The organism is Planctomyces sp. SH-PL14, from assembly GCF_001610835.1.
Classification (GTDB): Bacteria; Planctomycetota; Planctomycetia; order Planctomycetales; family Planctomycetaceae; genus Planctomyces_A.
Genome location: NZ_CP011270.1, coordinates 4,137,259 through 4,161,667 on the forward strand (window position 1 = coordinate 4,137,259; position 24,409 = coordinate 4,161,667).

The 24,409-nt window shown below is 67.4% G+C and carries 15 protein-coding genes; 7 read left to right on the forward strand and 8 right to left on the reverse strand.

The genetic code is table 11. From position 1 onward, the window contains the following. Window positions 1–15: 15 nt before the first annotated feature. Both prpC and prpB read right to left on the reverse strand, forming a co-directional pair. Window positions 16–1,152: a 2-methylcitrate synthase gene (prpC, locus tag VT03_RS15980; RefSeq protein WP_075093898.1), complete on the reverse strand. Its 1,137-nt coding sequence runs from the start codon at window positions 1,150–1,152 to the stop codon at window positions 16–18. Between the two features lie 70 nt (window positions 1,153–1,222). Then, the gene (gene prpB, locus VT03_RS15985) at window positions 1,223–2,101 is read right to left on the reverse strand and encodes a methylisocitrate lyase (RefSeq protein ID WP_075097146.1); all 879 of its coding nucleotides are present in this window, start codon (window positions 2,099–2,101) and stop codon (window positions 1,223–1,225) included. Window positions 2,102–2,559: 458 nt separating this feature from the next. Here prpB and VT03_RS15990 point away from each other — a divergent pair, with 458 nt between their 5' ends. From VT03_RS15990 to VT03_RS16005, 4 genes are all read left to right on the forward strand, one after another. Beyond that, entirely contained in the window at window positions 2,560–5,880 is a 3,321-nt protein-coding gene (locus VT03_RS15990) for a PSD1 and planctomycete cytochrome C domain-containing protein (RefSeq protein ID WP_231870667.1), read from the forward strand. Window positions 5,881–6,301: 421 nt separating this feature from the next. Beyond that, window positions 6,302–10,801 (forward strand): WD40 repeat domain-containing protein, encoded by a 4,500-nt coding sequence (locus VT03_RS15995; protein ID WP_156514541.1) that lies wholly within the window; start codon window positions 6,302–6,304, stop codon window positions 10,799–10,801. A 41-nt stretch (window positions 10,802–10,842) separates the two neighbouring features. Beyond that, the gene (locus tag VT03_RS16000; protein ID WP_075093901.1) at window positions 10,843–12,480 is read left to right on the forward strand and encodes a SulP family inorganic anion transporter; all 1,638 of its coding nucleotides are present in this window, start codon (window positions 10,843–10,845) and stop codon (window positions 12,478–12,480) included. Between the two features lie 43 nt (window positions 12,481–12,523). Further along, window positions 12,524–13,039 (forward strand): OsmC family protein, encoded by a 516-nt coding sequence (locus tag VT03_RS16005; RefSeq protein ID WP_075093902.1) that lies wholly within the window; start codon window positions 12,524–12,526, stop codon window positions 13,037–13,039. A gap of 319 nt (window positions 13,040–13,358) precedes the next feature. Here VT03_RS16005 and VT03_RS16010 read toward each other — a convergent pair whose 3' ends face one another. Continuing rightward, window positions 13,359–13,988: a trimeric intracellular cation channel family protein gene (locus tag VT03_RS16010; RefSeq protein ID WP_075093903.1), complete on the reverse strand. Its 630-nt coding sequence runs from the start codon at window positions 13,986–13,988 to the stop codon at window positions 13,359–13,361. Between the two features lie 162 nt (window positions 13,989–14,150). Here VT03_RS16010 and VT03_RS16015 point away from each other — a divergent pair, with 162 nt between their 5' ends. Beyond that, window positions 14,151–16,466: a M60 family metallopeptidase gene (locus tag VT03_RS16015; RefSeq protein WP_075093904.1), complete on the forward strand. Its 2,316-nt coding sequence runs from the start codon at window positions 14,151–14,153 to the stop codon at window positions 16,464–16,466. Window positions 16,467–16,600: 134 nt separating this feature from the next. Here VT03_RS16015 and VT03_RS16020 read toward each other — a convergent pair whose 3' ends face one another. The 3 genes from VT03_RS16020 to VT03_RS16030 all read right to left on the reverse strand — a co-directional run bounded on the left by VT03_RS16020 (window position 16,601) and on the right by VT03_RS16030 (window position 19,017). Further along, the gene (locus VT03_RS16020) at window positions 16,601–16,966 is read right to left on the reverse strand and encodes a hypothetical protein (RefSeq protein ID WP_075093905.1); all 366 of its coding nucleotides are present in this window, start codon (window positions 16,964–16,966) and stop codon (window positions 16,601–16,603) included. Between the two features lie 257 nt (window positions 16,967–17,223). Further along, window positions 17,224–18,219 carry a DUF1559 domain-containing protein gene (locus VT03_RS16025; protein ID WP_075093906.1) on the reverse strand — a complete coding sequence of 332 codons (996 nt, stop codon included), beginning with the start codon at window positions 18,217–18,219 and terminating at the stop codon, window positions 17,224–17,226. A gap of 435 nt (window positions 18,220–18,654) precedes the next feature. Continuing rightward, complete coding sequence (locus VT03_RS16030; protein WP_075093907.1) at window positions 18,655–19,017, reverse strand: hypothetical protein; 363 nt, start codon at window positions 19,015–19,017, stop codon at window positions 18,655–18,657. A 373-nt stretch (window positions 19,018–19,390) separates the two neighbouring features. Between VT03_RS16030 and VT03_RS16035 the strand changes: the two genes are divergently transcribed. Both VT03_RS16035 and VT03_RS16040 read left to right on the forward strand, forming a co-directional pair. After that, the gene (locus VT03_RS16035; protein WP_075093908.1) at window positions 19,391–20,887 is read left to right on the forward strand and encodes a DUF1501 domain-containing protein; all 1,497 of its coding nucleotides are present in this window, start codon (window positions 19,391–19,393) and stop codon (window positions 20,885–20,887) included. A gap of 475 nt (window positions 20,888–21,362) precedes the next feature. After that, window positions 21,363–21,863: a GNAT family N-acetyltransferase gene (locus VT03_RS16040; RefSeq protein ID WP_075093909.1), complete on the forward strand. Its 501-nt coding sequence runs from the start codon at window positions 21,363–21,365 to the stop codon at window positions 21,861–21,863. 15 nt (window positions 21,864–21,878) lie between these two features. Here VT03_RS16040 and VT03_RS16045 read toward each other — a convergent pair whose 3' ends face one another. Further along, on the reverse strand, window positions 21,879–22,127 hold the full coding sequence (locus VT03_RS16045) for a hypothetical protein (protein ID WP_075093910.1): 249 nt from the start codon (window positions 22,125–22,127) through the stop codon (window positions 21,879–21,881). A gap of 428 nt (window positions 22,128–22,555) precedes the next feature. Further along, the gene (locus tag VT03_RS16050) at window positions 22,556–24,364 is read right to left on the reverse strand and encodes a sensor histidine kinase (RefSeq protein ID WP_075093911.1); all 1,809 of its coding nucleotides are present in this window, start codon (window positions 24,362–24,364) and stop codon (window positions 22,556–22,558) included. Window positions 24,365–24,409: the final 45 nt, after the last annotated feature.

Consider the following 24,409-nt stretch of genomic DNA (forward strand, 5'->3'; position numbering starts at 1 on the left):
CTCCTATTGTACGGGTCACCCGCCAGCCGAGGCGGTCCGTTTCGCCAGCGGGACGAACGGCCGCGGGGGGGATCCGACGTAGTCGGCGTCGGGGCGGATGAGTCGGTTGTTTGCCCGTTGTTCCAGAATGTGCGCCCCCCATCCCGCGGTGCGGGCGAAAACAAAGAGGGGCGTGAACAGCGGGGCCGGGATCCCGAGGAAGTGATACGCCCCGGCCGAGTAGAAATCGAGGTTGGTGAAGATCTTCTTCTCGCGGCGCATCACCTCGTCGATCCGGACCGAGACCGGATAGAACCGCGTGTCCCCCGTCTCCCGCCCGAGCCGCTCGGCCCACCGCTGGATGATCGTCGAGCGGGGATCGGTGTGCCGGTAGACCCGGTGGCCGAACCCCATAATCTTCTCCTTCCGCCGGAGCTTTTCCATAACCCCCTGCTCGGCGGCCTCGGGGTCGGCGAACTCCTCGATCAGCGCGAAAGCGGCCTCATTCGCCCCCCCATGAAGCGGGCCACGAAGCGTCCCGATCGCGGCCGTGATCGCCGAGTAAACATCCGCCAGCGTCGAGGCGGCGATCCGGGCCGTGAAGGTCGACGCGTTGAACTCATGCTCGGCATAGAGAGTCAGCGAGACATCGAGCGCGCGGCGGGCGGTCTCCTCCGGAGGACGACCGTGCAGCAGCCGGAGAAAGTGTCCGGCGATCGTCCGGTCGTCGGTCTCGACGTCGAGTCGTTCGCCGGTCGCGTGAAACTGGTGCCAGTAGCAGAGCATCGAGGGGAACAAGCCCAGGAGCCTGTCGATGACATCGAGCGCGCTCCGGCCGTCTTCTTCGGGCTCGAGACATCCGAGAGCGGAGCATCCGGTCCGGAGGACATCCATCGGATGGGCCGTGGCGGGGAGCCGTTCCAGGATGTCCCGCAGGGGGCCCGGCAGGCCGCGCCGTTCCCGAAGCCGGGTCTGGTAGCCCTCCAGCTCCGCCGCGGTCGGCAGTTCCCCGCGGAGGAGGAGCCAGGCGACCTCTTCGAATCCGGCGTGCTCCGCGAGGTCCTCGATCGAGTACCCCCGGTAGGTCAGCCCGACCCCCTCCTTACCGACCGTGCTCAGGGCGGTCTGGCCGGCGACGATCCCTTCGAGACCGCCGGTACGTGTCGTACTCATCGTCGTCTCCTCGGATTGCGCGATCGACTGGTTCGAATACTGTGGGAGGACACTTTGGTGGCCGACCCGCCTACGGCCCGCTGTCGAGCTTCTGCTCCCAGGTGTGGTAGTCGAGTACCCGGTACAGCTCCTCGCGGGTCTGCATCCCGTCGACGACCGCTTTCTGCGTCCCGTCGCGGCGGAGCGTTTCGTAGACCCGCAGGGCGGCGGCGCTCATGGCGCGGAAGGCCGAGAGGGGATAAAGGGCCAGCCGGACCCCCGCGGCGCGGAGTTCGTCGGTCGTCAGCAGCGGCGTCTTCCCGAACTCGGTCATGTTGGCCAGGATCGGGACCGGGATCGCCGCCGCGAACTGCCGGAACTCGTCGGCGGTCCGCAGGGCCTCGGCGAAGATCATGTCCGCCCCGGCTTCGACGTACCGGCCCGCCCGGTCGATCGCTGCGGCGAGCCCTTCGCCCGCCGCGGCATCGGTCCGGGCCATGAGGACGAACGCGGGGTCAGTCTTGGCCTCGGCCGCGGATCGGACGCGGTCGATCATCTCTTCCGCCGGGACGAGCCGTTTCCCCGGGCGATGGCCGCACCGCTTGGCGTCGACCTGGTCTTCGAGATGGATCGCGGCGACTCCTGCCCGGATCATTTCGCGGACGGTCCGGCCGATCGTCAGCCGGCTTCCCCACCCGGTGTCGCAGTCGACGAGGAGCGGGAGCCGCGTCGTCGCCGTGATCCGCCGCGCGTCTTCGAGGACGTTGTCGAGCGAGGTCATTCCCAGATCGGGGAGCCCGAAGGAGGCATTCGCGACCCCCGCGCCCGAGAGGTAGAGCGCCCGGAACCCGGCCCCCTCGGCGAGCCGCGCACAGTAAGCGTTGATGACGCCGGCGACCTGCAATGGCCGCTCCTCCTCAACCGCACGGCGGAAGGCGGCCCCCGGTGACTCCCCCGCCGACGCGGACATGGCGGCTCCTGTGGTCTGGCTCAGATGGTGGATCGTCTCTTCGATCATATCGCTGCCACCGGACGTTGTCGCAGATCGGGTGTTGCGGGATCGCGGGAACTTGAGGTGCTTGCGGCCGGACAGTTGGTGCTACGTTCACCGGAACCGGGAGGGCGAAGCTCCTGCTGGGCCGCGCAGGTTCGAGACCGCGTTCAATCTGTCTCGCATGGATGCTCAAACGAGATCTCCGTGTCATGCCGAGAAGGCAATCGGTCGCTTCGCCCACCGCCGCGACTCGGCTGGAGCCTCGCCCTCCCGATCGCTGGCTTTCGGGGTGCAGACCTGAGCCGGGTGGTGCGTTCGCCGCGGTGATTGCCATGTGACAGACCAGACGGTGTACTACGGGAAGCCGGGACCGCGTCGCGCCGCCGCCAGGACCGCTGAACGTCCCCACGAAACTCCTTTCGGGAGGCCTCGACTTGCCGTCTCCTTTGCTGCTCCGCCTGGCACTGCTGGCCGCACTCTTTGCATCAAGTTCGGTTCGGGCCGATGACAAGGTCGACTACGCGAAGCAGATCAAGCCGGTCCTGCACGAGCGGTGTTACGCCTGCCACGGCGCGCTGAAGCAGGAAGGGGGCCTGCGGCTCGACACCGCGGCCCTGGCGATCCAGGGAGGAGACAGCGGTGCGGCGCTCGTGCCGGGGGACGCCGCTGAGAGCGTGCTGCTCCAGCGGGTCTCCGCCCGCGATGACTCCGAGCGGATGCCGCCGGAAGGAGAGCCGCTGACTCCCGCACAGATTGAGGTCCTCCGCCGCTGGATCGAGCAGAAAGCTCCCGCCCCCGCCGATGAGCAGCCGGAAGCCGATCCGCGCCGGCACTGGGCCTTTCAGTCCCCGGTCCGTCCACCGGTCCCCGTCGTCCGGAACGAAGCCTGGCAGCGGAACCCGATCGATGCCTTCCTGGCGGCCGAACACGAGCGGCACGGCCTCACTCCGCAGACACCGGCCGACCGGCTCGCGTGGCTGCGGCGGGTCACGCTCGACCTGACCGGGCTCCCGCCGTCGCGGGCCGAGATGGTGGCGTTCCAAGCGGACGACTCCGCCGAGGCGTACGACCGCGTTGTCGATCGGCTGCTTGCCAGTCCGCAGTATGGCGAGCGATGGGGGCGGCACTGGATGGATATCTGGCGGTACAGCGATTGGTGGGGGCTGGGGGCAGAGGTCCGGAACTCCCAGAAGCACATCTGGCACTGGCGGGACTGGATCATCGAGTCGCTGAACGCCGATGTCGGGTACGACCAGATGCTCCGTGAGATGCTGGCGGCCGACGAGCTTTACCCGGACGACCTGGACCGGCTGCGGGCGGGGGGCTTCCTGGCCCGGCAGTACTTCAAGTTCAACCGGACGACGTGGCTGGACGGCGTCGTCGAGCACACGGCGAAGGCGATGCTGGGCCTGACGGCGAACTGCGCGAAGTGCCACGACCACAAGTACGATCCGCTCTCGCAGCAGGAGTACTACCAGCTCCGGGCGTTCTTCGAGCCGTACCAGATCCGGACCGAGTTCGTTCTGGGCCAGACCACGCCGGAGAAGGACGGCATCCCGCGTCCTTTCGACTGCAATCTCGATCAGAAGACGTACCTCCACATCCGGGGGGACGAGAGCAAGCCGGACGAGGGCCGCGTCATTGTTCCGGGCGTCCCGAGTTTTCTCCCGCAGGAGACGCTGCGGATCGAATCCATCTCGCTCCCGCCTGTGGCCACCCGGCCGGGCCTCCGCGCGTTCGTTGTTGAGGCGCACCGCGCTGCCGCCGACAAGGCGATCGCGGCTGCGCGGACTGAGCTCGAGTCCGCGCGACGGCGGCTGAAGGAGTCCGAGCTCGCGGCGGCGAATGTCCCGGCGAAGGAGGAACCGCCCAGCGCCGAGCCGAAGACGTTGATCGAGGACCGCTTCACGGCGGACCGGCCTGATCTGCGGGAAGCGCGAAGCGGCGTCTGGAAGCAGGAAAGCGATCGCTTCGTCCAGACGCAGACCGGCGCGACCCGCGCGGCACTGCGGTGGAAGGTCGCGCCGCCACGGGACTTTGAAGCGCGGCTCCGCTACATCCCGCGCGGCGGGGAGACGTGGAAGTCGGTTGGAATCGCCTTCGATGTCGCGGGTCCGGAGCAGGAAGTCCTCGCGTACCTCAGTTCCTACGCCGGCGGTCCCAAGGCGCAGGTCTCCTATCGAGCCGGAGGCGGCTCGGTCTATCCGGCCGAGGGAGCGCAGGGGCGGCCGATCCCGCTCGATGAACCGCACGAGCTGGTCCTCCGGGTCCGGGATACGCTCGTCAACCTGACCGTCGATGGCCAGGAGTCGGTTGCCTACCACCTGCCGATTCCGCGGCAGGACGGGCCGCTTGAGCTCATCGCCTTCGACGCGCGGGCCGAGTTCCTCTCGTTCGAGCTGCGGACATTGCCGATGGGAGTTCCGCTCCGCGAGCCTGCTGCAAAAGGTTCCGCGAAGGGAAAGCCCACCGGGCCGCTGCCGGTCGACCAGGCGCAGCTCACCGTGGCGATCATCGAAAAAGCTCTTGTTGCTGCGGAGGCGGAACGAGCCTCGATCGATGCCCGGGCCGCAGCCGATGCCGCGCGCTTCCCGACCTCTGGGTCAGCCGATGCCGCCCCAGCGATTCGGGCGGCCGTCGAGGCCGAGCGCCGCGCCGCGATTGCCCGCGCCGATGAGGCGGTCAGCCGGGCTGAGCTCGCTCTGCTCCAGGCCCCGACGGAAGAGGCCGGAAAAGCCAAGCGGGAGGAAGCGGAGAAGGGACTCGCCAAGGCGAAGGAGGCGCTGGACGCCGCCCGCAAGGCCCTGGAGACTCCCGGAGTGGCCTACGCCGAACTGGCTGGGGCGTACAAGACGCTCGAGTCGAATGTCGAGACAGAAGAGTCCCGCTCGAAGCCGTTCCCGACGACGAGCAGCGGCCGCCGCGCCGCCCTGGCCCGGTGGATGACGGATTCGCGGCATCCGCTCACGCCGCGGGTCGCTGTCAATCACATCTGGAGCCGGCATATGGGCCGGCCGCTGGTCGCGACTGTTTTCGACTTTGGGCGTAAGGGGGCTGCGCCGACGCATCCCGAGTTGCTCGACTGGCTGGCGGTCGAGTTTGTCGAGTCGGGGTGGAGCATGAAGCATCTCCATCGGTTGATCGTCACTTCGCAGGCGTACCGGCTTTCGTCGTCGAGCGTGGGGGCCGAGGCGGCGAACCGCGTGGCGGATGCGGAGAACCGGTACTACTGGCGGGGGAATCCGGTCCGGATGGAGGCGCAGGTGGTTCGGGACAGTCTGCTTTCGCTGGCGGGTGAGTTGGACCTGACGCGGGGTGGGCCGTCGATCCCGGTGAAGGAGGAGTCGCGGCGGCGGAGTCTGTATTACGTGCATTCGCACAATGAGCATCAGACGTTCCTGTCGATCTTTGACGATGCGAATGTGCTGGACTGTTATCGGCGGGCGGAGAGCATTGTTCCGCAGCAGGCGCTGGCGCTGGAGAACAGCGAGGTCGCGCTGGCGATGGCGGAGAGGATTGCGGACCGGATTGCGAAGGAGGGGTGCGCGGAGGCTGATGACGAGTTTGTGCGGGAGGCGTTTCTGGTGACGCTGAACATTGAGCCGAGCGACGACGAGCGGACGCTGCTGCGGGCTGCGCTGGTTCAGTTGACGGCGACGTCTCGCGAGCAGAAGCGGCCAATGCCGGAGCGGCAGGCGCGCGTGAGCCTCGTCCACGCGCTACTGAACCACAACGACTTCGTGACAATCCGCTGAATCGGGTCCAGGGGCACCCTGGTGGGGGGATGCAAGGGGGGCAACGCCCCTCTTGCCCGCCGGAGGCCTGGCCGTCGAGAGATGTCTGAAGGAGAACCTGTCCAAGCGCGGACACCGTGTCGTATGCCCCCTCACCAACCCGCGGCGATTGCGAAGCAAGCGGTGTGGTGTAGAGGAGTCCTCAACGCCGGTTCCATAAAACGGACGTCCGTTGTTTACCACGGTTCCTCACCGGAATGCCTCCGGCGGCAAGGGGGCGTGGCCCCCTTGACCCCAGGCTGCCGTCGCACGTTGGGTTTGAGCTATCGCGTCCGTCCGGCAAGGACATCGTTCGAGCGACCGGACCTACGGAAAGCGTTGACGCTAGGGACCAGCCAGCCGACACTCGGTGTTTGCCGTCCCCAATTCAGGAGGCTCGCCTGTGGGAAGTCTGCGCTCGATCGTGCTCGGCTGCGTAGGAATGGGAGCCTCCCTGGCTTTCTTCAGCCCTTGTGACACTCTGGCCCAGACCCCGCCCAAAGTTCTCACAACGCTCCAGGGACACACCGGAGCCGTCAACGGCGCCGGCTTCACTCGCGACGGCAAACTCGTCGTCACCGTCAGCGCCGACGAGACCATCCGCATCTGGGACGCCACCACCGGCCAGGAAGTCCGCCGCCTCGAAGGACCCAAAGGACACCTCCTCAGCCTCGCGATCGCGCCCGACGACCGCTCCTTCATCACCGGCGGCCAGGACAACCAGATCCGCCACTGGGACCTTCCACAATCGGTCCCCCTCCGATCTCTCGCCGGCCACACCGCCGCCGCCTCCCGCTTCGCCGTCAGCCCCGACAACCAGGTCCTGGCCAGCGTCGGTGACGACCGTCAGCTTCGACTCTGGGAGACCAAGCTCGGCGCCGCCAGTGGAGCCTGGAAGGCCGACCAGAAAACTCCGACGGCCGTCGCCTACCGCTTCGACAACCAGGAACTCGCGATCGGCGACGAAGCGGGCCGCATCACCCTCTGGAACCCCGTCGAGAACCGGACCGTCGGCCTCCTCGGTGCCCACGCCGGCCCCGTCCGCGGCCTGCACTATCACCCCAACAACCAGCAGATCATCTCCGCCGGCCAGGACGGAGATGCCCGGATCTTCCAGCTCCCCCTCGTCCCCCCGCGGCTCATCCCCGGCCACTACTCAGCGGTCTCGGCCCTTGTCCTGGCACCGAACGGACAACACATCCTCGCCGGGGGCGAAGACAAGGTCGCGCGGCTCTTCCTCCTGCAGACCGGACAGCTTCAGCGGGAATTCCCGCCGCTTCCGGGACGAATTACGGCCGTCGCCGCTTCGTCCAACTCCGCTCACGCCGCGGCAGCCGACAGTGAAGGAAACATCCAGCTCTGGGGCTTCAACGACGGCAACCCGCAGCCCCTCCTACGGGGGCACGCCGGACCGGTCGAAGCCATGGCCTTCCACCCGGACAGCCAGCGGATCGCGACCGCCGGACGGGACGGGACGGTCCGCGTCTGGCGCGTCCCGCCGACACCGATTCAACTCCTGCACGGCCACCAGGCCCCGGTCCGGGCCATGGCGAGCACTCCCGATGGCCGGCAGTTCGCCTCCGCCGCGGCCGACAAGGTGGTCCACTTCTGGAACGCCAACGGTCAGTCCGCCCGACAGTACGGCGGACACCAGGCGGAAGTCCTGAGCCTCGCCTACCGCGGAGACGGCGGCCTCGTAGCGAGCGGCGACGCCGCCGGGACAGTCCACGTTCAGTCGAGCGACGGCAACCTCCAGGGGGTCCTGGGAGCCCATCCCGCTCCGGTGACTGCGATCGGCTTCCACCCGACGCTCCAGATCCTCTGCACGGCCGACGCCGAGGGGACGATCAAGCAGTGGCTCCTGCCGCTCAATCCGCCGCGGCAGCAGGCGGGACACCCGGAAGCGATCCGGGCCGTCGCGGTCACGGCCGATGGCCGGTTCACGCTCTCGACCTCCAACGACGGCGCGATCCGGGTGTGGGAGTCGTCGAGCGGCAACCACGTCCGCAACCTCGACGGACTCCCCGGCCCGATCCTCTCGGTCGCCGTCAGCCCGGACGGCAACCTCGTTGTCGCTGGCAACGAGGCGGGAACGATCCGCTTCTGGAACCTCAGCGATGGCCAGCACCGGGGCGAAGGGAAGGCTCCGGGAGGAGCGATCCCGACGATCGCGTTTCATCCGAGGGAGCTGGTCGTCGCCACCGGGAGCGCCGACGGCCACGTCCGCGTCTGGACGGTCCCGGCCCCCCCGAAGGATGGAACGCCCCCCGCCGCGCCGGAAGAGAAGACAAGCTATCGCGCCCACGAAGGGGAGATCACGTCGCTCGCGTACGCCGCCGACGGTCTGACGCTGGTTTCGGGCGGAGCGGACAAGCGGGTCCACCTTCAGACGCTCGCCAACCCGGACAGCGGCAAGTCGCTGACCGGCCCCCGCGATCGGATCCGGGCCCTCGCGATCTCCCCCGAAGGACTGGTCTATGCCACGTCGGGTGACCGGAAAATCTACGTCTGGACCACGGCGGGAGACGGAAAGCCCCTCCGGACGATGGCCGACACCGCGGTCACGACGAGCCTCGCGCTCTCGGCGGACGGTCGCCGGCTGGCCCTGGGTGGGGGAGCGGCTGGAGCGGGGGGCAACGATGACCGCATCGTCCGCGTCGTCGATCCGGCGACGCTGCTGGAACTCGAACGGTTCACCGGTCACTCCGGAGCGGTGACATCGGTCGCGATCTCGCACGACGGCAAGACCCTGGCGAGCGGCGGAGTCGACAAGCTGGTCCGGATCCAGAACGTCTCGAGCCTGCACACGATGTCGGTCGGCCAGGGACCGGTCACGGAAGTCGCCATCCTGCCGGGCTCGTTCCGGATGCTGGCGGCGGTTGGCGGCGAGCCGCAGGTCCGGCAGTGGCAGGCGGACGGCAAACCGCTCCCGCCGCTGGTCCTGTCGGCACCCATCTCGCAGTTCCGAACCCGCGATCAGGAACTCCTCACGACTGACTCCGAAGGCCGGATCCAGTTCTGGTCCCTCCCCGATCTCAAGCCGACGCGGTCGATCGAAGCCGCGGCGCCGCTCACGAGTCTGACGCTCAAAGGGGATGGCAGCCGTCTGGCGGTCGGAGACAGCCTCGGACAGGTCCGGGTCTACGCGGTCTCGGAGACCCCGGTCCTGCTGGAGCAGTTCCGGGTCGAGACGCCGGTGGCCGACCTCGTGTTCGCCGGCGACGCACAGAAGCCGACGGTCGTCGTCGGCTCGATCGCCCCGCAGCTCTCCCAGCGGGAGCTGGCGATCGAGCGGTTGATCCCGGCTCACGCGGGGGCGGCCCTGGGGGTCGCGTTCAACAACTCGGGCGAGCAGCTCCTCTCCTGCGGGGCCGACGGAAAGGTTCACGCCTGGAAGACCTCCACGGGCGAGCGGCTCCGGTCCTACGAGGGACCGACGGACGCCGTCACCTGCGTCACCTTCACCCGGGACAACGCCCGCGTCCTGGCAGGGGGGCTCGACAAAGCGGTCCGTATCTGGAGCGCGGGGGACGCCCAGCTTCAGAAGACCTTTGTTCATCCGGCCGCGGTTCGGTCTCTCAGCCCCAATCACGAGAACACTCGCGTCGCCACGACGGGGGACGACGAACGGGTCCACGTCTGGGACTTCGAGTCGGGTCGGGAGCTGGAGTTCTTTGAGGGACACGTCGGACCACCGACGGGAGTCGCCTTCGCCTCCGACAACCGGACGATCATCTCCGGCGGGGCCGACGCCGCGATCCGGATCTGGACGCTGGCAGCCCGGCGCGTCGTCGCCGCGCATCCGGGGCCGGTCGTCGACCTGCTCCAGACCAACGGCGGCGGACAGGTCGTCACGCTCGGACGGGACGGCCAGGCCCGCGCCTGGGACACGAACCTCCACCCCGGTCGGGAGTTCTCCATCGGGGAGTCGGTCCCGACCGCCACGGCGGTCCGGCAGGACAGCCAGCAGCTCGCGATCGGCGACGAAGAGGGGACGCTCCACGTCTTTCAGTACGGCTCCGGTCAGCTCCAGCAGAAGCTGGCCGCAGGAGCCCGCGTCACCGCGCTCGCCTACAGCCCCGACAACAAGCGGCTGGCTCTGGCGAGTGAAGTCCGGCAGCTCCGCGTTTACTCGACCGAGGACTGGTCGACGCTCCAGGAGACCACACTCCCCGCGGCGGCGACCGACCTCCGCTTCACCTCCGACGGTCAGCGGCTGTGGATCACCGACCGCGACGGCGGCGTCCGGGAATGGGCCGCGACGTCCTCGAAGGAAATCCGCTCCTTCGGCGGACACGGCGGCGCGATCTACGGCCTCACGTTCGCCGGCGATGGAACCACGATCGCCTCCTGCAGCGCCGACCAGACGCTCCGAACCTGGGAGCTCGCGACGGGGCGGCAGATCCATCAGCTCAACGGCCATCAGGCCCCGGTCTACAGCCTGACCCGCAGCGCGGATTCGACGCTGCTCGTCTCCGGAGCGGGAGACAAGTCGATCCGGTTGTGGAACGCCGCGAGCGGCGGCGGGCTCTCGCCGCTCCCCTGCGGCGACCAGACGGTCTACTCCGTCGCCCTCCATCCGAACGGCCGGACCCTCGCCGCCGCGGGGGCGGACAAGAAGCTCCGGCTGATCGACCTGCTCTCGGGGACCGTCCAGAAGACGCTGGAGGGGCACCCCGATTACGTCCACCGCGTCCTGTTCAATCCGGCGGGAACGAAGCTGCTCTCCTGCGGCTTCAGCGGTCGGATGTACTTCTGGAATCTCGACGGATCTCCCGCCGCGCGGCAGCGGCTGGGCGAGGCGATCCACGCCGCCGCGTTCCATCCCGACGGCACGCGGCTGGTCCTGGGGGGCTCCAGCGGAAAGTCCTATCTCGTCGAGACGCCCCCCGACGGTCGTTGACCTCCGGAACGTTCCGGTGGCCACTCAGGGAGTTGCTCACCATGAACGCCATCGAGTCCTCCGCCGCGGCGCGAATCGGCCGCGATCTGACCGCCGGGATCGTCGTCTTCCTGGTCGCCTTGCCGCTCTGCATGGGGATCGCCCTCGCCTCCGATGCGTCGGTCTTCTCGGGGCTGGTGTCCGGCGTGGTCGGCGGCATCGTGATCGGTTCGCTGAGCGGGTCGCACACGAGCGTCTCGGGGCCGGCGGCGGGCCTCACGGCGGTCGTGGCGGCGCAGATCGCGGCGCTCGGATCGTTCGAAGCGTTCCTGCTGGCGGTCGTGATCGCGGGGCTGCTCCAGATCGGACTCGGACTGCTGCAGATCGGGTCGATGCAGGCGTTCGTCCCCGGGAGCGTCATCAAGGGCCTGCTGGCGGCGATCGGGATCATCCTGATCCTGAAGCAGATCCCGCACCTCGTGGGGCACGACGACGATCTCGAAGGGGACCTGGCGTTTCTGCAGCCCGACGATGAGACGACCTTCAGCGCCCTGTGGTCCGCCCTCGGCGACTTCCACCTCGAGGCGGGACTCGTCGGTCTGGTCTCGCTGGGCTTCCTCTTCGCGTGGGACAGGATCCCCTGGTGCAAGAAGTCCGGCTGGCCGCCGCAGCTCCTCGTCGTGCTGCTCGGGATCGGACTCAGCCAGGCGCTCCGCGGCCTGGGCGAGGCGTGGGTCACGGCCCCCCAGCACCTCGTGCAGGTGCCGATTGCGGACTCGCTCGACACGTTCCGGACGTTCTTCCTGTTCCCCGCCTGGAGCCGCCTCGTCGATCCGGCGGTCGCTCTCGCGGGGGTGACGATCGCCCTCGTCGCCTCGCTGGAAACGCTCCTCAACGTCGAGGCGGCCGACAAGCTCGATCCGCGGCGGCGGAGCACGCCGGCGAATCGCGAGCTGGTTGCCCAGGGGGCCGGCAACCTCGTCTGCGGGTTGATCGGGGGGCTGCCGGTGACGTCGGTCATCGTCCGGAGCTCGGTCAACATCAACGCCGGGAGCCAGTCGCGGCTCTCGGCGATCGTTCACGGGATCCTGCTGGCTTTGTGCGTGGCGCTCGTGCCGACGTGGCTCAACCTGATCCCGCTCGCCTGCCTGGCGGCGATCCTGATCCACACCGGCTTCAAGCTCGCCAGCCCGCAGGTGATCCGGCGGCAGTGGCAGGCGGGGTTCAGTCAGTTCGTGCCGTTCCTGGTAACGGTCACGGCGATCGTCTTCACCGATCTCCTGATCGGCGTCGTCATCGGCATCCTGGTGAGCGCCGGGTTCATCCTGTACGCCGGCACGCTCCATCCGCTGAAGACGATCCGTGAGAGCCGCGAGGGGCGGGAGACCTTGCGGATCGAGCTGGCGCATCAGATGACGTTCCTGAACCGGGCGGCGCTGTCGCATGCGTTCGACAGGATCGCTCCCGGGAGCGATGTGACGATCGATGCCCGGCAGACCGACTACATCGATCCCGATGTCCTGGAGTTGATCCGGGACTTCGAATCGTCGATTGTGCCGGCCCGGAAGATTCACCTCGACCTCGTTGGCCTTCGCGACCGGTATCCTCTGGGAGGGGCGGCCGCCGCGGAGGAGGCTGAACGGGGATGGAAGGCGGAATCGCCGGCGTCCGGATCGGCTCCGGCCCCGCGCGGCGGCTGAGTGGAATTTGGTTCGCTTCCCCTTTGAGACTTGTGCCCACATCATGACGCCTCAAGAGCTCCGCACCCTTCAGGGTCCGATCAAGGCACAGTTCCGTGAGCATCCCGAGACCGCGCTCAAGCGGTTCGTGATCGAGGGGGAGTTGGACCAGTCCCGTCTTGTCTGCCGGCTGAAGACCGGACATGGCCCGGTGGTTGATGCGGGGCTGCACGAGCTGACGGGAGGGGACGGGACGTTTGCCTGCTCGGCCCAGATGCTTCTGGAGGCGATTGCCGGGTGTGCTGGGGTGACGGCCTGCGTGGTGGCGACGGCGCTGGGGGTCGAGTTCGGGATGGGGCGGATCTTTGTGGAGGCTCCACTCGACTTTCGGGGGACGCTGGGTGTGAGCCGGGATGTGCCGGTCGGTTTCACCGAGATTGCGATCCGGGTTGTGTTGCCGGTGGATGCGGCGGTGACGGAGGAGACGTTTGCGAAGATGGCGGAGTTGGTTGAGCGGTATTGTGTTGTGGCTCAGACGCTGCGGGCGTCGGTGAAGACGACGGTTGAGCGCGCGGCATAGGCCCGCGTCCTCGCCGAACGGACGCCCATAGCTCAAATCCAACGTGCGACGGCAGCCGGGGTCAAGGGGGCAACCCCTTGCCGCCGGAGGCGCTTCCATGAGGAACCGTGGGATACAACGGACGTCCGCTTTGTGGTACCGGGGTTGAGGAATCACCGCTCGCTCTGCAGTCCCCGCGGGTTGGTGAGGGGCATCCGGCATGTTGTCCGCGCTTGGACACGCACTCCTTCCGACAGTGTCCGACGAGACGGCCTCCGGCGGGCAAAGGGGCGTTGCCCCTCTGCACTCCCCACCAGGGTGCCCCTGGACCCGGTGAGGATCAGTCGCTCGATCCACCCGCCCCCGTCCGCAGCAGCGGCAACTTCCATCCGTAACGGATCCCGCCCATCCGCAACAGAAACACCAGAAGCCCCGCCACCACCGCCTGCAACGTCCGATCCAGATCCGACGACCGCATCACCACCAGCAACAACGCCCCCGCCCAGGCCGCCGTCGCATACAGCTCACTCCGAAAAACAATCGGGATCTCATTGCACAGGACGTCCCGCAGGATCCCGCCAAAAGCCCCCGTCATCACCCCCATCAGCGACGCCGCAAACCAGGGCGTCCCCACATCGAGCGCAATCCGTGTCCCGGAGACAGTGAACAGCGCCAGACCCACCGAATCGGCCAGCAGAAACAACCGCTGCGGCGGAGCCAACGTCTCCGCCAGGATCCCCGCCACCGTCGCCGAACCAATCGCCACCAGCAGGTAAGTCTGGTCGGCCAGCCAGAACACCGGCCGGTCCAGAAGCAGGTCCCGCAGCGATCCCCCGCCCACCGCCGCCGCCAACCCCACCACGATCCCGCCGAACAGATCGATGGCCGGCTTGCGCCCCGCCTCCAGCGCCCCCGAAGCCGCGGCACTCGCCACCGCCACCAGCCCGATCCAGTAAATGTACTCGCCCATAAGCTTCCAGATCGGCGCGGAACCACATCAACGGCTTGGCCCGCCGCGCTTCGACGAACCCCGGAACGAATCGGCCACGGCGGAATTGCATCGCGACCGACGTCCGATATAGTGGAAATTGCGTTCACTATAAAGCAAGTCCGTCGGAACGGGGATCGGGTGATGCGGAAGACGTTGGAACGCGCGGTGGTCGGTTGGGCAATTCTCTGGATGGGATTCGTGGTCCCCGCGGTCGAAGGAGCCAAGGCCGACAAGCCGACCCGGACCGCCAAAGCGGGCAAGGGTGAGAAGGCCACCGTCGACGTCGCCGCCCAGCGCGACGCGGACCGCGCGGCGGTGATCGACGGCGTGAAAGAGATCGTGTTCCCCGGCGTGCCGGGCGCACTCGCCCTCTTCGGCGAGACCGCGTTTCCGATCGCGGTGGCGGTCTCCGAGAAGACCCCCGCTCCCCTGATCGCCGGGGCGCGGCTCGGACAGGGACGGGTCGTCGCCTTCGGTCACGGCGGCTACTTCGGCAAGGAACTCGCCGGACAGGGAGACAGCCTCAAGCTCCTGAAGAACGCCATCGTCTGGGCCAGCGGAAAGCCGGAGTCCGAAGTCCGGGCCGCCGTCCATGAGAACCGCGAACTGGCCGAGACTCTCCGCGGGACGGGGCTCGCGATCGCCGAATACAAAGGCCACCGCATCGGCGGGCCGAAACAGACCAACGTGGCGCTCGTGAACCTCGACCGCGCGAGCGACTCCGAGATCAAGGCCCTGACGAAGTTCGTCGAAGACGGCGGCGGCCTCCTGACCGTCAGCGCCGGCTGGGTGTACACCGGCTACATCGCCAAGGCGGGCGAACCGCTCCGCGACGCCCCGCAGAACCGCCTCTTCAGCCGGGCCGGAATCGCCTGGGCGGCCGACACGGTCGACAACCCGGCCAGCGGCTCGCCGCTGCCGGTGGCGCAGGAGGTCTCCGCGTATCTCAACGCGTCGGTCGCCCTCGACGTAATCGAAAAGGCTCTCGAGAAGGAACGGCCGACGGGGACGAAAGACGCCCGCCCCGAAGATGACCGGATCGCGCTGCGGGCCCTGGAGCTCGCCGCCTCCTCCTGCCCGGCGGACGACACGCTCTTCATGCCCCGCGTGGAGACGATCGTCACGAAGCACGCGGCCGCGATCCCCAAGCTCGGGGAATCGAAGTCGATCCAGGCCCGGGACATCCTCCCGTGGTCGCTCATGACGCTCCAGACCGCGTACTACAACAACGTCCCGATCGACCGCCTCAAAGCCCCCGCGACCGCCGCAGCCTTTCCCGGCGCGGTCACCAGATCCCAGAAGCGCGAGACGGGCGAGCTCCAGATCGACCCTTCGATCCCCGGCTGGCACAGCACCGGCTTCTACGCGCCCCCCGGGGAGCCCGTGGAGGTACGGGTCACCGGCAAGACCGACGCGCAGCTTTCGGTCCGGATCGGGTGCCACAAGGACAGCCTGTGGGGGAAGGACAAGTGGTCCCGCCCACCGTCGATCGACCGGGTCTTCCCGATGACGGCAGCGCGGCTGACGGTCGGCAACGCCTACGGCGGCCTGATCTACATCGATGTCAAGCCGGCCAAGGAGAGTTCCGGCTCTAAGGCGACGCCGCTCAAGGTCGAGATCACCGGCGCGGCCCCGGCCCCCTACTTCGTCCTCGGCAAGACCACCGATCAGGAGTGGCGGGAGTCGATCCGCAACCGCCCCGCCCCCTGGGCCGAGCTGGCGACCGACCGCGTGATCATCACCGTCCCGTCAGAGACGATCCGCAAGCTCGACCTCCCGACCCAGCTCATGACGCAGTGGAACAGAATCCTCGACGGGGTCGCTGATCTCGCCGCCATCCCGCATGAGCGGACGCGTCCCGAACGCTACGTGGCGGACGTCCAGATCTCCGCCGGCTACATGCACTCCGGCTACCCGATCATGACGCACCTCGACGCCGCGCCGCGGATGGTCGATTACGGCCGTCTCTCGACGGTCGGTGAGTGGGGCCTCTACCACGAGGTGGGCCACAACCACCAGGACCCGATGTGGACCTTCGAAGGGACCGGGGAAGTCACCTGCAACCTGTTCGCCCTCTATCTCCTCGACACCCTGACTCCCGGCGCCCCGTATCACGACGCGATGGCGGCCGAGAAGCAGAAGGCGAACGAGGCCAAGTACATCGCGGGCGGCCGGAAGTTCGAAGACTGGAAGTCCGACCCGTTCCTGGCCCTCATCATGTACGGGCAGCTCGCCAAAGGCTTCGGATGGGAGCCCTACAAGAAGGTCTTCGCCGAGTACCAGACGATCCCGGCGTCGGAGCGACCGAAGACGGAAGAGCAGAAGCACGACCAGTGGATGGTCCGCTTCTCAAAAGCGGTGGGCAAGAACCTCGGCCCGTTCTTCCAGCACTGGGGAATCCCGACGTCACAAGCCGCGCGGGATGCGATCAAGGACCTCCCGGAGTGGATGCCGTAAGGGACTTCACGATGAACGGAGTCGTCGCGCGAGCCAACGCCCCCTGCTCGGGCCGAGCAGGGGACGACCGACTCGCGTGATGGCCTGGAGACCGTTCGCCCAAGCCCCATCTGGAACTGACGGGCGCGACGCGACTACTTGCCGGGGCTCGCGGCGATCTCGTTCATCTTGTTCTGGAGCTTGCCGAGCATCCCTTCCAGCTCCAGCTTGTTCTTAGCGTTCTTGACCTCCGGGACCATCGCCTTGGCCATGTCGCGGAGTTCGATGAAGCCTCCCCCGTACTCCTTGGCATACGCGTCCAGGGATTCGAGCAGGATGGTCAGCTGGTCGCCGGCCTGCTTGGGGTTCTTCAGTGCGGCTTCGACGAAACCGTCGAGACGCTCCTTAGCAGTCGTCGCCACCTGGCTGACGCTCGGAGGAGGGGACGACTCTCGGCCGCACCCAGCGAGCAGGATCAGGAGGAGCCCAGGAGCGATCCATCGCAAGGAGAGAAGTGACATCGCAAATCCTATTCAGAGCAGGCACCAGAGGGGACTTCTGGCAGTCCCGGCCCCGCACCAGATGAAGAAAGAGAATTGAAACAGAGAGGCCGCCTCCGCCCCAACGGTCCGGGAAGTCGACGACCTCCAGGACCGCGGGCGGTATCGGGACCAGGCACAGCGGGAAGCGGTGAAACCGCCAGGAAGAGTCGGCAGCTTCCCTGGGGACCGAGGCGTTCCAGGAGGCGCTCATAGGCCGCCGCCATCCGCCAACAGTCCTAGAACTCGCCGACGGATGCTCCGTCAGAGATGGCCAGGATCTTCAGCCAGGTCTGACCATCGACGCTGTCGCCGATGAAACGAACCGCTCCGTCACCCATGACGATGTTCGTTCCGCCAGCATGGAAACTCCGCGACCCAACCCCGCCGTCGTTCCCGGTCCGGTCCGGATCGTTGCGGTAGTTGAAGACGACATTGGTCGTGTCATTCGACGCGTACGGCGAGGAGTCCGTGTACTGCTTGGTGTTCGGAGTGAGAATCCAGTTCGAACCGGACACCACTCCCGAAAACGTCGGGCCGGTGGACCAGCCCCAGGCGCCGCGGTCGTCCGCCGTGTTGGCGGACTTGACGATCTCGCTGGCGAGGACGATGTTCGACGCGCCGTCCGTCATGTCCCCGAATGTAGCGCCCCACTGGCCGATGACGCTCAGGGGGCCCTTCTTGGCGTTGTTGGTGAAAGCGGCCCGCTCAAGCATCCGGCCTGCCCCCATGTTGGCGGCGTAGTTGGCCTTGGCGAATCCGTCGTAGTCCTGGTTGAGGAACGCCGTGACTTCCGGGTGCGAGGGGCAGTTCAGCGAGGGAACGATCTTCCGCGTGACCGCGTTGTTGCCGGTGCCGGTGGCAGTCGCCCCGTGCCGCGCCAGCTGAGAGAAATCGTACCGGTTGTAAAGTCCCTGCTGCTCCATGTACGGGAGGATCAGCAGGACCCAGGTCGCGCCCCACCCCGCATCGCGGCCGTTTTCCGGCGCGACGCCACCGACCATGTTGTTCCCTTGCCAGACCGCTCCGGGAGGAAACCGACCGACCGTCTCGCTGTAGTTGTGGAGGGCCAATCCGATCTGCTTGAGATTGTTCTTGCACTGACTTGCACGGGCGGCCTCGCGGGCCTGCTGGACGGCCGGCAGGAGGATGGCCACGAGGACGGCGATGATCGCAATCACCACCAGGAGCTCAATCAACGTAAATCCACGCGGCGCGCGGGACCAAGACTTCATCGACAACTTCAAACTCCTTCGAGACGCAGAAGACGAGTAAGCACCGTAGCCCATGCGACAGAACGCCGCCGCAAGTGAATCGACACGGAACCTTGAAGGCTACAAGGGGCGGCAATTTTCGTTCAAGTCCATTGACCGAAAACCGGTGAAGACCCACAGCGGTTCCGGCGACGCCAAGCCCGTTCATTCCCGATGCGCCGCGTTCTGCAGCGCCTCAAAGCGATCGATTCGCGGCAACCCTCTCCCCGCGTCTCATTGTCTTTACGCATTTGCGACGCGGCGATTCACCGCAGCCGAGTGGGCCCGTTCGGAATGCGATCTCGTTCCCGAGCCTTGCCGAGAAGCATTGCCGCTTCGACAGAAACCGTGCGACGTCAAAGCCAACCGCTTCGCACTCATGCCCACGCCGCGAATGCCAAGCGGGTCCGGCCGGCATCAGTCTTGTGACATCGTCTTCAGCTCTTCGATCTTGTCCTTGACCATCGAGAGAGCGGCTTCGAGGTCCCGGCCGTTCCGGGATCTCTTGACCTTCGGCGTCGCTTCCATGGCGAGGTAGTGGAGCTGCACGAACGGCCCGCCGTTCTGCTTGGCCTGCTCCTCGATCTCCTTGACGATCGCGTCCCACTCCTTGACCGCTTTCCGCGGATCCTTTTTGGCGGTCTCCACGAAGGCGTTGAATCGCGACTCCGCGGCGGCGGCCGATGGTCTCTGAATCTTCGGCAGCTTCGGCTCGCCGCAGCTGCTGGCGGAGAGGACCAGCGCCAAAACGGTCAGACGTCCAAGAGCGTGTCGCGACATACGAATCTTTCAGGCAGGCACGGAGACGGTCGTCCGCCCGCAACGACCACCGTCCCGCGCGGTCGACCGCGTCGAGAGAACCCCGGTCAGGCGACCCTCAACAAGCCTAGGAAAGTCGTTCGACCACTGACAAGAGCGGCGTCCTCCCCCCGTCGCCCCCTCCGACTCTCTGGAATTGCTCACGCCCGGTCCGCCGCGTACGCTGCACATAATGGAGAACGCCGATGGGTCTCCCGGCCGATCCGGATCGGAACCCCATCGCGCCCCCGATTCCGTTCCCTCCCCGCCCGCCGCTCAGCCTCCCTCCCGGGCCGCCGCCCGCCTCCTCGTACGGTCCAGCCCCCGACTCGCCCCCCCTGATTGGAGTCCTCCGATGCTGCGTGTCCTCGGCTCTCCGCTGCTGGGCGGTTCGTTTTCGCCGCGACACCAGCTCGGCCGTCGCGATCTGTTGCGGGCGGGAATGATGCTCCCCTTTGCCGGAGGGCTGGCGGCGGCAGCGGAATCGGCCCCGGCGGGCGACCTCGTTCCGCGGGCCAAGCGGATCCTGTTTCTCTATCTCTACGGCGCGGCGGCCCAGCACGAGACCTGGGACCCCAAGCCCGACGCGCCGGCCGAGATCCGGGGGGACTTCGCGCCGATCGCGACCGCCCTTCCGGGAGTCCGGATCTGCGAACACCTTCCGAAGATGGCGGAGCTCCTGGACCGGGTCACCGTGATCCGGTCGATGACGCACCCCTACAACATCCATTCCGCCGGCTATACGATGAGCGGGATCGACCATGTCGACATCCCGATGGAGACGAACGCGTTCGACAGCCGGCACTGGCCCTCGTTCCAGAGCGTCCTGAGCTATCTCAACCACCGGCGGAATCCGTCCGCGGCTCTTCCGCCCGTCCCCTACAGCGTCGGCCTTCCCTTTCCGCTGACGAACCGGCTCCCCGGCGGGCGCCGCGCGGGGCCGTACGGCGGGTTCCTGGGGCAGAACCACAACCCGATCTGGACCGACTTCGAAGGGACGGCGACGCGGACGATCCACCGCTGGCTGGGGGGAGATGGTCGGGATGTCGCCGACCCGTATGCCGGGATCACGCCCGACTCGCGGCTGACCGTCTCGTCCGCCGCGGTCCTGCCGCCGGAGGTGACGCTCGACCGGCTCGACCGTCGGCGGAGCCTGCTGACGCAGTTCGAGTCCGAGCTGCGGCAGCTCGACGAAGCTCCCTCGGGGCGGAGTCTGAGCCGTTATCAGCAGATGGCGTATTCGCTCCTGACGTCGACGCCGATGCGGGAGGCGCTCGACATCAGCCGCGAGCCGATGGAGTTGCGGCAGCGGTACGGGATGACGTTGTTCGGCCAGTCGACGCTCGCCGCGCGGCGGCTGCTGGAAGCGGGAGCGAAGGTCGTGACGGTCACGTGGGACGAGTTCGCCACGGTGAACTCATCCTGGGACACGCACTTCCACCACTACGACCGGCTGCGGACGGAACTGTTGCCGGGGCTCGACAGTGCCCTCAGTTCCGTGCTGGTCGACCTGGAGGAGCGGGGGATGCTGGATGACACGCTCGTCCTGTGTCTGACGGAGCATGGGCGGACGCCGAAACTCACGGCGAACGCGCCGGGTGTCGGCCGCGAGCACTGGTCGAACGTGTACAGCAACGTCCTGGCGGGGGCGGGGATCGCGAAGGGGCGGGTGATCGGGGCCTCGGACGAGCAGGGGGCGTTCGTTCATGAGAACCCGGTGAGCCCGAAGGACATTCTCTGCACGCTGTATCACCTGCTGGGTCTCGACCCGCACACGACGGTTCCGGACCGGTTCGGCCGTCCGTATCCTCTAGTGGCCCAGGGGAGAGTGCTGGCAGAAGTCCTCGCATGATCAACTCAAACCGCGTCCTTGCCGGCACGGCTCCCATAGCTCGAACCCAACGTGCCACGGCAGCCTGGGGTCAAGGGGGGCTGTGTTGTTTCTTGGCCCCCTTGCCGCCGGAGGCATTTCCATGAGGAACCGTGGTAAGCGACGGACATCCCCTTTGTGGTACCAGCTATGAGGACTCCCTCAGACTACACGGCTTGCTTTGCAATCCCCGCGGGTTGGTGAGGGGGCATCCGATACGTCGCCCGCGTCTGGACACGTGCTCCTTCAGACACTTCACGACGGCCAGGCCTCCGGCGGGCAAGAGGGCGTTGCCCCCTTGCATCCCCCACCAGGGTGCCCCTGGACCCGGTTCAGTTCACGATATTGGGTTGCCCACGTTCAACCTGCCCTGTGGGATGCCAACCGCAGCGATTGACAACAACCTCTCCTTCATCTGCGATCGCTCCACTCCCAAATCCTCATCAAACCGACACCCATGACCGCTCCCCTGCTGACCGTTCGACCGGCGACCGAAGCCGACGCGCCGACGATCCTGGCGCTGATCCGCGACCTGGCGGAGTACGAGAAGCTGTCTCACGAAGTCGTCGTCACGGAAGAGAACCTGCGCCGCGATCTCTTTGGTCCGCGGCCCTGGGCAGAGGCGCTGATCGGCGAGGTGAACGGAGAGGCGGCCGGCTTCGCTCTCTTCTTTCCGACCTATTCGACGTTCGCCGGAAGTCCGTGTCTGTATCTCGAAGACCTGTTTGTTCGGCCGGCGTTTCGAAAGCTCGGGCTCGGTCGTCGGTTGCTCCAGGCGGTGGCTCAGGTGGCGGTCGAGCGGGGGTGCGCCCGGTACGAGTGGTCGGTGCTGGACTGGAATGCTCCCGCGATCGCGTTCTATGAAAGCGTCGGGGCGCGGATGTCGCCGGACTGGCGGCGGATGCGTATGGAGGGGGCCTCGCTGGAGCGGTTCGGAGCCGGTCCCGCCGGGGCGTGATCGCGGGCAGCGGTGTTACCGCTCGCCGAATGCGAGGGCTTCGGCGGAGATGACGTCGATGTGGGTCAACAGGACCTTCTGTCCTTTATAGCCCGCCAGGCTCAGCGGCTTCTCGTCGAAGCAGATCTTGGCGACGGCCCGTTGCCATCCGGTTCCCCGGCAGAGGATCGAGTCGGTCATTTGAAGTGCCGCGTCGAAGGTGACGATCCCGAAGAACAGGATCAGAACCAGGAGCACTTCCGCGAGGGGAACGAAAGACTTCATTGGGAGCCCATTTCCGATGAGAGTGCGCCGAACTTAACACGTTCTACTCCCGCGACAAAGAAGATTTCTTGCGGTTCCAATGCTCATCGGAATGACGGAGAGACCCGAAAAGATCCGGGTCCAGGGGCACCCTGGTGGGGAGTGCAGAGGGGCAACGCCCCTTTGCCCGCCGGAGGCCTGGCCGTCGAGAGATGTCTGAAGGAGCGCGTGTCCAGGCGCGGACAACGTGCCGTATGCCCCCTCACCAACCCACGGGGATTACGACACGAGAGGTGAGTCCTCAACGCCGATACCACAAAGCGGTCGCCCGTTGCTGACCACGGTTCCTCATGGAAGCGCCTCCGGCGGCAAGGGGTGACCCCCTTGACCCCAGGCTGCCGTGGCACGTTGGGTTTGAGCTATGGGAGTCCGTTTGGCAAGGACACGGTTCACCGAGCCGCAGCCGACTTCGCGACGCTCTCCTGCACCACCCGCTCTCCCTCAACAACCTCGGTGCGGCCCACCTCGCGCCCCACATCACCCCGAGGCAGCGTCAGCTCCACGGTCGTTCCCCGACCCACCTCGCTCTCGATCCGGATCGCCCCGGCATGGGCATCCACGACCCCCTTGACGATCGACAGCCCCAGACCGCTCCCGCCATCCTGCCGCGACCGGGCGGGATCGACACGATAGAACCGGTCGAACAGCTTCGGGATCGACTCGGCCGGAATCCCTTCCCCCGTATCCTTCACCGCGAGCACGACCTCGTCCGGACTGGTCCGGAGCGACACGGACACCAGACCGTCTTCCCGGTTGTAACGGATCGCGTTCGACAACAGGTTCGTCACGAGCTGATCGAGCCGCTCCCGGTCCCCGCGGACCGTCCCCGGCTCAAGGGCCAGCTCGATCCGGATCCGCCGCTCCTCCGCCTTGGGAGCGAGCAGCGACGCGACGTCGCGGACCAGATCGTCGAGCGGCACCGGCCGCGGCGGGGGGGGATCTGCGGCGTCGAGCCGGGCCAGCGCCAGCAGCCCGTCAATAAGCCCCTTCATCCGCAGCGCCGACCGGCGGCACGCCTGCAGCGCCTCCCGGTACTCCTCAGGGCTCCGCGGCTTCAGGAGACTCGACTGCGTCTGAGCCAGGATCACCGAGACCGGCGTCCGAAGCTCATGGGAGGCGTCGGCCGTGAACTGCGTCTGCCGGGTGAACGCCGCCTGCAGCCGGTCGAACGTGTCGTTAAGGACCGCCGCCAGCTGACCCAGCTCCGAATCGGCCTCCTCCGTGCTGATCCGCCGCGAAAGGTTGCTGCCGGAGATCGAGGCGGCGGTCTCCGACATCTCCTGGATCGGCCGCAGCACGCGGGAGGCAAAGCCCCATCCGCCAAGCAGCCCCACCACCAGCACCGCACCGGCGGCGCCGATCAGGACCAGCCCGTGCCGCCGATGCGCGACGATATCGGTCTCGATCGACCGGCCGACGAGGACATTGATGTCGAAGTTCCGGACGAGGATCACTTCGCGGAGCAGCCCGCGCATCCGGACCGTGCGGATCAGGAACCCGTCGTCCGGGTTGCGGAGATTCGGAAAGGGGACGTCCGGTGCGGAAGCGGACTTCTCCAGGAGCCGCCCGTCCCGGTCCCAGATGAGGAAGTACATGGGAGAGCGGGACTCGTTGGAGTTCAGCACGTCCTCGGAAATCCCGACGGTCCCGAGCTGCCAAGGCCACGGCCACGGGGGCATGCCGCGGCGCTCGTTGTCCCGCCCGGCATTGTCGCGACCGTTACCGTCCCGCGCCGCGCTCTCCCGTCCCCCACCCTCGCGCCGCTCGCCATCCCGCCGGTTGCCCCCTTCGCCGGAGCGGTCGCGCCCGCGGCGCTCCCCCTCGGTCCGGGGCGGCTGGTCGACGGTCTGGGCCAGAGGGGGCGGAGGAGGCTGCGTCGGCTCGCGACGCGCGGATTCGCCGTTGCTGGAGGAGCCGTTCCGCTGCGGCGGCTGCGGCCCGCCGGGACCGCCGGGCCCGGGTGGCGGGGGAGGAATGAACAGCCGGCGGAGCCGGATCGAGATGATGTCCGCCGTGCGGTTGAGCTCCGCGTCGGTCTCCTGAAGGCGCGTCTGCCACTGCAGGTGATAGACGTAGGTCCCGAAGAGAACAAGGATCGCCACCAGCACGAGGGCGTGCCAGATCTGCAGCCGCCACCGCAGGGAGCGCGGCGCCAGACTCCAGGCGGGTCGAACCGCGGAGGGTGACGGGACAGACATGAGATGGGGACCGGACGCGAAGACGAGGTCGAAAGACGGGATGCA